The sequence below is a fragment of the Thermophilibacter sp. ZX-H3 genome (assembly GCF_052599055.1).
In genome coordinates, this window is record NZ_JBQXES010000009.1 from 92,121 (window position 1) to 98,430 (window position 6,310).

Annotated in this window: 5 protein-coding genes; 4 read left to right on the forward strand and 1 reads right to left on the reverse strand. The window is 66.8% G+C overall.

Annotated features, from left to right (window positions below; genetic code table 11):
- Positions 1 to 278: 278 nt before the first annotated feature.
- From clpB to ACULPM_RS05455, 3 genes are all read left to right on the forward strand, one after another.
- A complete protein-coding gene (gene clpB, locus ACULPM_RS05445) occupies positions 279 to 2,915 on the forward strand; it encodes an ATP-dependent chaperone ClpB (RefSeq protein WP_445332322.1) in 2,637 nt (878 codons plus the stop codon).
- 157 nt (positions 2,916 to 3,072) lie between these two features.
- Entirely contained in the window at positions 3,073 to 4,707 is a 1,635-nt protein-coding gene (locus ACULPM_RS05450; RefSeq protein ID WP_445331208.1) for a PASTA domain-containing protein, read from the forward strand.
- A gap of 6 nt (positions 4,708 to 4,713) precedes the next feature.
- Complete coding sequence (locus ACULPM_RS05455) at positions 4,714 to 4,857, forward strand: hypothetical protein (RefSeq protein WP_445331207.1); 144 nt, start codon at positions 4,714 to 4,716, stop codon at positions 4,855 to 4,857.
- 160 nt (positions 4,858 to 5,017) lie between these two features.
- Here the strand turns inward: ACULPM_RS05455 and ACULPM_RS05460 are convergent, their stop codons facing one another.
- Positions 5,018 to 5,464, reverse strand: a complete 447-nt coding sequence (locus ACULPM_RS05460; protein WP_167930831.1) for a hypothetical protein — start codon at positions 5,462 to 5,464, stop codon at positions 5,018 to 5,020.
- Positions 5,465 to 5,733: 269 nt separating this feature from the next.
- Here ACULPM_RS05460 and ACULPM_RS05465 point away from each other — a divergent pair, with 269 nt between their 5' ends.
- Positions 5,734 to 6,162: an Hsp20/alpha crystallin family protein gene (locus ACULPM_RS05465; protein ID WP_167930832.1), complete on the forward strand. Its 429-nt coding sequence runs from the start codon at positions 5,734 to 5,736 to the stop codon at positions 6,160 to 6,162.
- Positions 6,163 to 6,310: the final 148 nt, after the last annotated feature.

Consider the following 6,310-nt stretch of genomic DNA (forward strand, 5'->3'; position numbering starts at 1 on the left):
TGAGTGCGTAGCCGTGCTCAAATCCGGATTTGAGCACGGTGGCACGGCGCCGCGGCAGCACGGCGGCATACGGCGCACGGTAGGAGGCCTCGCGGCATTCCCGCGGCACCCCGTGCAGCCCCCACGGCACAAGGACCCGGAGAGGTCCCTGCGCCACCCACGTTCTTCTCGCCAGCACGCAGAAAATCTACTATGTAGACGCTTAGATTTGCGTATACGCCCCAGCTTGGGAGGGAACAATATCCCTTGATAAACAACGACCCAAGAAGGGGGCAACTATGAGAATCGACAAGTGGGCCGTCACGGCCCAGGAGGCGCTCCAGGCCTCCATCGGCATCGCAACGGACGCAAGTGCCGGGCAGCTCATGCCCATTCACCTGCTCAAGGCCCTGCTCAGCTCGGGGGAGCACAACCTGCGCGCGATCATCGAGCGCGTCGGTGCGGACCCGGCCGGCATCGAGGCCCAGGTGGACCAGGCCATCGCGCGTCAGCCGCGCGTCACCGGAGACGCCAGCCAGATGGGGATGGGCGACGCCCTCGTCCGCGTGACCAACGCGGCGGAGAAGCTCGCGTCCAAGATGGAGGACTCCTACGTCACCACCGAGCACCTGCTCTGCGCGCTCGCCGACGCCAAGGACGAGGCCGGCTCAATCCTCAAGGCCGCCGGCGTCACGGCCAAGCGCGTCGAGGAGGCCTATGACGACCTGCGCGGGGACGAGCGCGTGACCAGCCAGGACTCCAAGCCGGAGTTCGAGGCGCTCGAGAAGTACGGCCGCAACGTCACGGACCTCGCGCGCCAGGGCAAGCTCGACCCGATCATCGGCCGCGTCGAGGAGATTCGCCGCACCATCCAGGTGCTCTCCCGCCGCACCAAGAACAATCCCGTGCTCATCGGCGAGCCCGGCGTGGGCAAGACCGCCATCGTCGAGGGGCTCGCCCAGCGCATCGTCAACGGCGACGTCCCGTCCACCCTGCGTGACAAGGAGCTCATCGAGCTCGACATGTCCGCGCTCGTGGCTGGCGCCAAGTACCGCGGCGAGTTCGAGGACCGTCTGAAGTCCGTGCTCAAGGAGGTCGAAAAGTCCGACGGGCGGATCATCCTCTTCATCGACGAGCTCCACACCATCGTGGGCGCGGGCGCCACGGAGGGCTCCATGGACGCCGGCAACATCCTGAAGCCCGCCCTCGCGCGCGGCACGCTGCATGCTATCGGCGCCACCACGCTGGACGAGTACCGCAAGTACATCGAGAAGGACGCGGCTCTCGCGCGGCGCTTCCAGACCGTCATGGTATCGGAGCCCACCGTCGAGGACACGATCTCCATCCTGCGCGGCATCAAGGACCGCTACGAGCAGCACCACCGCGTGCGCATCACGGACTCCGCGCTGGTCAGCGCCGCCGACCTCTCCAACCGCTACATCTCCGACCGGTTCCTCCCGGACAAGGCCATCGACCTCGTCGACGAGGCGGCGAGCCGCCTGCGCATGGAGCTCGATAGCATGCCGGCAGACATCGACGCCGTGGACCGCCAGCTCACGCAGATGCAGATCGAGGAGCAGGCCCTCATGAAGGAGGAGGACGCCGCCAGCAAGGAGCGTCTCGAGACCCTGCGCGGCGAGATCGCCACCACGCGCGAGAAGCTCGACGGCATGAAGGCCAGCTGGGAGAACGAGAAGGGCGCGATCGACCGCGTGCAGGACCTCAAGTCCAAGATCGAGGACGCGCGGGTGGAGATGGAGCGCGTGACCCGCGAGGGCAACCTCGCCCGCGCGTCCGAGCTGCGCTACTCCACGATCCCGAGCCTCCAGCGCGAGTACGACGAGGCGGAGGCCGCGCTCACCGCCCGTCAGGAGGAGGGCGGCCTGCTCAAGGAGGAGGTCACGTCCGAGGAGATCGCCGAGGTCGTGAGCTCGTGGACCGGCGTGCCCGTGTCCAAGATGATGCAGGGCGAGATGGACAAGCTAAAGAACCTGGAGGGCGAGCTGCACAAGCGCGTCGTGGGGCAGGACGAGGCCGTCTCCGCCGTGGCCGCCGCCGTGCGCCGCAGCCGCGCGGGACTCTCCGACCCCAACCGACCCATCGGCAGCTTCTTCTTCCTCGGCCCCACCGGCGTGGGCAAGACGGAGCTCGCCAAGGCGCTCGCGGAGAACCTCTTCGACGACGAGCGCGCGCTCGTGCGCATCGACATGTCCGAGTACATGGAGAAGTTCAGCGTGCAGCGCCTCATCGGCGCGCCCCCGGGATACGTGGGCTACGACGAGGGCGGCCAGCTCACCGAGGCCGTGCGCCGCCGCCCGTACTCCGTGATCCTGCTCGACGAGATGGAGAAGGCGCATCCCGACGTCTTCAACATCCTGCTGCAGGTGCTCGACGACGGCCGCCTCACCGACGGCCAGGGCCGCGTGGTGAGCTTCAAGAACACGATCATCATCATGACGTCCAACGTGGGGTCGCAGTTCATCGCCGGGGCCAACGCGGCGAGCGACCCGGACGAGGTCCAGCGCGAGGTCAACAACGCTCTGCGCCAGACCTTCAAGCCGGAGTTCCTCAACCGCATCGACGACGTGGTGGTCTTCCACGCCCTCGGCCTCGAGGACATCGAGAAGATCGTGGACATCCAGCTCCGCGACGTACGCGACCGCCTCAGCCGCGACCGTATCCAGCTCGTGCTGACGCCTGCGGCCAAGCAGTCGCTCGCCCTTGACGGCCTCGACCCCGTCTACGGTGCGCGCCCGCTCAAGCGTCTCATCCAGCGCCAGGTGGTGGACTCGGTGGCCAACCTCATCATCGACGGTCAGCTCGCCGAGGGGGACACGGTCCGCGTGGACGTGGGCCCCGACGACCGCCTCTTCGCGGCGCGCGACGATGCGGCGAGCCACGACGGCGAGCCCCTCGAGCCCGACTCCGTGGAGTAGCGCCAGGGGGCGGTGAGACAAAGGGGACGGGTTCATTTGTCTCATGCACCCCAATGAGACAAATGAACCCGTCCCCTTTGTCTCACCGCCCCCTTTGTCTCCCGTTGGGCCGTTGCTTTACGATAGAGTCATCATTCAACGATAGGTTGGGGACGACATGGCACAGGACGAGAAGAACCCTCTGGGCGAGACCGTGGCGATGCCGCCCGACTCAGACCCGGATGCCACGCAGCTTGCGGACGAGGCCCCGACGCGCCGCGTCGCTCCGGAGGCCCTGCCCACAATCGTGCTGCCCGCCGAGAAGGACGTGCCCGGGCGGCCCGAGACGGCGGCCGATGGCATCGACGCCCTCGGCGACCCGTACTTCTCGCCCGTCGTCCCCAACGACCTCACCGAGGCGCGCGTCCCCGTCTCAATCCCGTCGCCGGTCCAGAGCCTGCCCGAGCGCAAGCGCCGCCTTCCGCGCTGGGCGGTGGCCCTCATCGTCGTGGTCCTTCTCGCCTGCGCGGGCGGGGTGGCGTACTACACCTACGACCAGGAGCTATGGGGCGGCAAGACCATTCCCCGCGTCGTCGGCCTCACGCAGGAGGAGGCCACGCGCGCCCTTGAGAACCTCGGCTTTGCCGTGAGCGTGGAGCCTGTCGCGGCCGATGACGGGTTTGGCATCGTGCTGGCGTGCAGCCCGTCGGAGGGTCAGCGCGTCGACCCCGCGAAGGGCGCCACCATCTCCGTGGCGAGCCAGCGCACCATACCCCAGATCGTGGGGATGGACGTCGAGTCCGCCCATCAGGCGCTTCTGGACGCGGGCGCGGAGAACGTCACGCTCTCCTATCAGAACTCCGACCAGCCCGCCGGGACGGTCCTGGCCGTGAGCCCCGAGGAGGGGAGCGCGTTCGTCTCGTCCGATCCCATCACCGTGACCGTAGCGCGGGCGTTCACCGTCCCCGCGCTCGAGGGGATGCCCCTCTCAGACGCTCAGGCCCAGCTCGAGGCAGGGGGCCTGACCTCAACGGTCATCTACGTCGAGTCCGACGCGGAGAAGAACACCGTGGTGAGCCTCGACCCGCCTGCGGGGACCGAGGTCGCCGCGGGCGCAAGCATCACCCTGGCGGTGGCGACGCCCATGCCCCACGAGCCCTATGACCTGATGGGATACCTCGACGCGGCGCCCCAGGCGCTCTCCGCGTACCTCGCGGACGCGGGATACACGCTCGACTACGGGGAGATCTACGCCTCGGGCGGCAACGCGCACGTTGCCTATACGGGCACCTCCGGCGACCTCCTCCAGATAACCAACGAGCCCGAGACCGCCCACTACGCGGGCGGATCCCAGGCCGACGTGCTCGCGCGTGGCGCGGGGGTGGGCGGCGTGCGCTACGCGTTCTCCGCGGAGACCCTGCCTGAGGGCGGCGCCACCGAGAACGAGTCGGGCATTCGCGCCGTCATGGAGGCGTGCGGCCTCGAGGGCCTGCTCGACACCTGCACCGAGAGCGACATCGTCGCGCCCATACCGGATCCGGAGCCGCAGGAGCCCGAGGATCCCGCGGACAAGGAGGGCGCCGACGGGGAGGGCGACGCGGAGGAGGAGCCCGCAGAGCCCGCGCACCACTTCATCTGCGGCTATGGCCGCCAGGGTGACTACACGTGGGCGGTCATCATCGGCGGCTACGAGGGGTCCACGCGCGTGGTGGCGCTCGTCGCGCCGACGGCGCACTTCTCTTCCGTCAACCTCTCGAGCTTTGGCGGGAGCGTCTGCGACTACATTGCCTACATCGATCAGTACACGGGGTGATGCCGCATGAGCGACAAGAAGAAGGGCGAGAAGGACGTGGAGAGTGACGAGTTCGTGCGCGCCGAGAACGAGGACGACGACGGATACGACCCCTATTCCGACCGGCGACCCGACCCCGAGCCGCTCTTCGAGCGCGACCCCTGGTCATAAGGCGCGCCTCCGGTGTCAGGCTTGTGCCACTGGCGTCAGGTTTATTTGGCGTGCCATGGGCGTCAGGTTTATTTGGCACACGTTGCCCGTGTGCCAAATAAACCTGACGCCCATGGCACGCCAAATAAACCTGACGCCAGTGGCACAAGCCTTGGCTGGGTTAGCTCGTGGCGCCCCAGTTGGTCTGCATGTAGCCCCAGAGGAAGTAGACGACCACCGCGAGGACGGCGAGGACGGCGATGAGCGCGAGGGCGGTCTTGATGCGGGTCTTGCGTTCCCGTGAGACGAAGATGTCGCGACGTCCCTTCGGAATCTCGAGGTACTGGCCGTAGTGAAGGTCGCGGCGAAGCTGCTGCCCGTCGGCGCGGGAGCGGCGATACCCCCGTCCCGAGAACGCTCCGCCGCCGACCGTGTACCCGGAGTCGTGGGCTATCTGGGCGGGCTCATCCTCCTCGTTGGCAAAGTCGTCGATGGGCTCGACGCTGCGGTGAGCTGGCCTCTGGCGGACGTAGGGCGTACGCGCCGCCTGCTCGGGCGCCCTCTGCGTGGTTCCGGAAGGCTCGCTGGCGCCATCGGCGAGGTCGTCGCGCTCGTTATCGTTGGTCATGTGTGCTCCCGTTAGCAGTCATGAACAGCAATGCACACATCATACGGCAGCGCGAACGCGCGCCGCCCGCGGGCGAAAAGACTTCTAAAACTGTAAGAATTCCCAGCTCGGATCAGTGGTATATCTAAGTCCACTACGCTTAGATATGGTGAGTATATGACGCTAAGAAAAGTTCCTGCCAAGCGTATAGAAATCGAGGCGAGGGGAACAAATAGCTATGTACAGCAAGGGCGCCGGGGTGGCGCCCACATCACAAGGGAGTGATCATCATGGCACTGGTTCCTTACGATCGTTATTCTCGCGCTCTTCGCAACTGGCCGTTTGACGCGCTGGACAACTTCTTCGACGCGCCCTTCGCGCCGCTCTCCTCGACCGCCGCGAGCTTCAAGATGAACGTCGAGGACGCGGGCGACAGGTACGTCGTCTCCGCAGAGCTCCCGGGCGTCAAGCGTGAGGAGATCGACGTCGAGCTCAACGAGGGCCGCCTCTCCATCTCCGTCGAGCGTAAGGAGTCCGATGAGGAGAAGGGCAAGAACTACCTCTACAAGGAGACCGGCGAGTGGAGCGCCACGCGCGGCGTTTACCTCAAGGATGCGGCCGTTGCCGGCCTGACCGCCAAGCTCGAGGGCGGCGTCCTCACCGTGAACGTCCCCAAGCAGCAGGAGAAGGCCAACGTCACCAAGGTCTCCATCGACTAGCAGCGCCTCTCGATGCGGCAACGTCTCGGGCCGGAACCCACGGGTTCCGGCCCGTTTTTCATGTCGAGTCGTCCCGCCGCCCCCGTGCCGCTGTGCCACTGGCGTCAGGTTTATTTGGCACGCGAAGCGCGTGCCAAATAAACCTGAC

Bases quoted from the DNA above. Each gene is read 5' to 3' on its own strand.
- ACULPM_RS05450 (WP_445331208.1), top strand. From the start codon at position 3,073: ATGGCACAGGACGAGAAGAACCCTCTGGGCGAGACCGTGGCGATGCCG.
- clpB (WP_445332322.1), top strand. From the start codon at position 279: ATGAGAATCGACAAGTGGGCCGTCACGGCCCAGGAGGCGCTCCAGGCC.
- ACULPM_RS05460 (WP_167930831.1), bottom strand. From the start codon at position 5,464: ATGACCAACGATAACGAGCGCGACGACCTCGCCGATGGCGCCAGCGAG.
- ACULPM_RS05455 (WP_445331207.1), top strand. From the start codon at position 4,714: ATGAGCGACAAGAAGAAGGGCGAGAAGGACGTGGAGAGTGACGAGTTC.
- ACULPM_RS05465 (WP_167930832.1), top strand. From the start codon at position 5,734: ATGGCACTGGTTCCTTACGATCGTTATTCTCGCGCTCTTCGCAACTGG.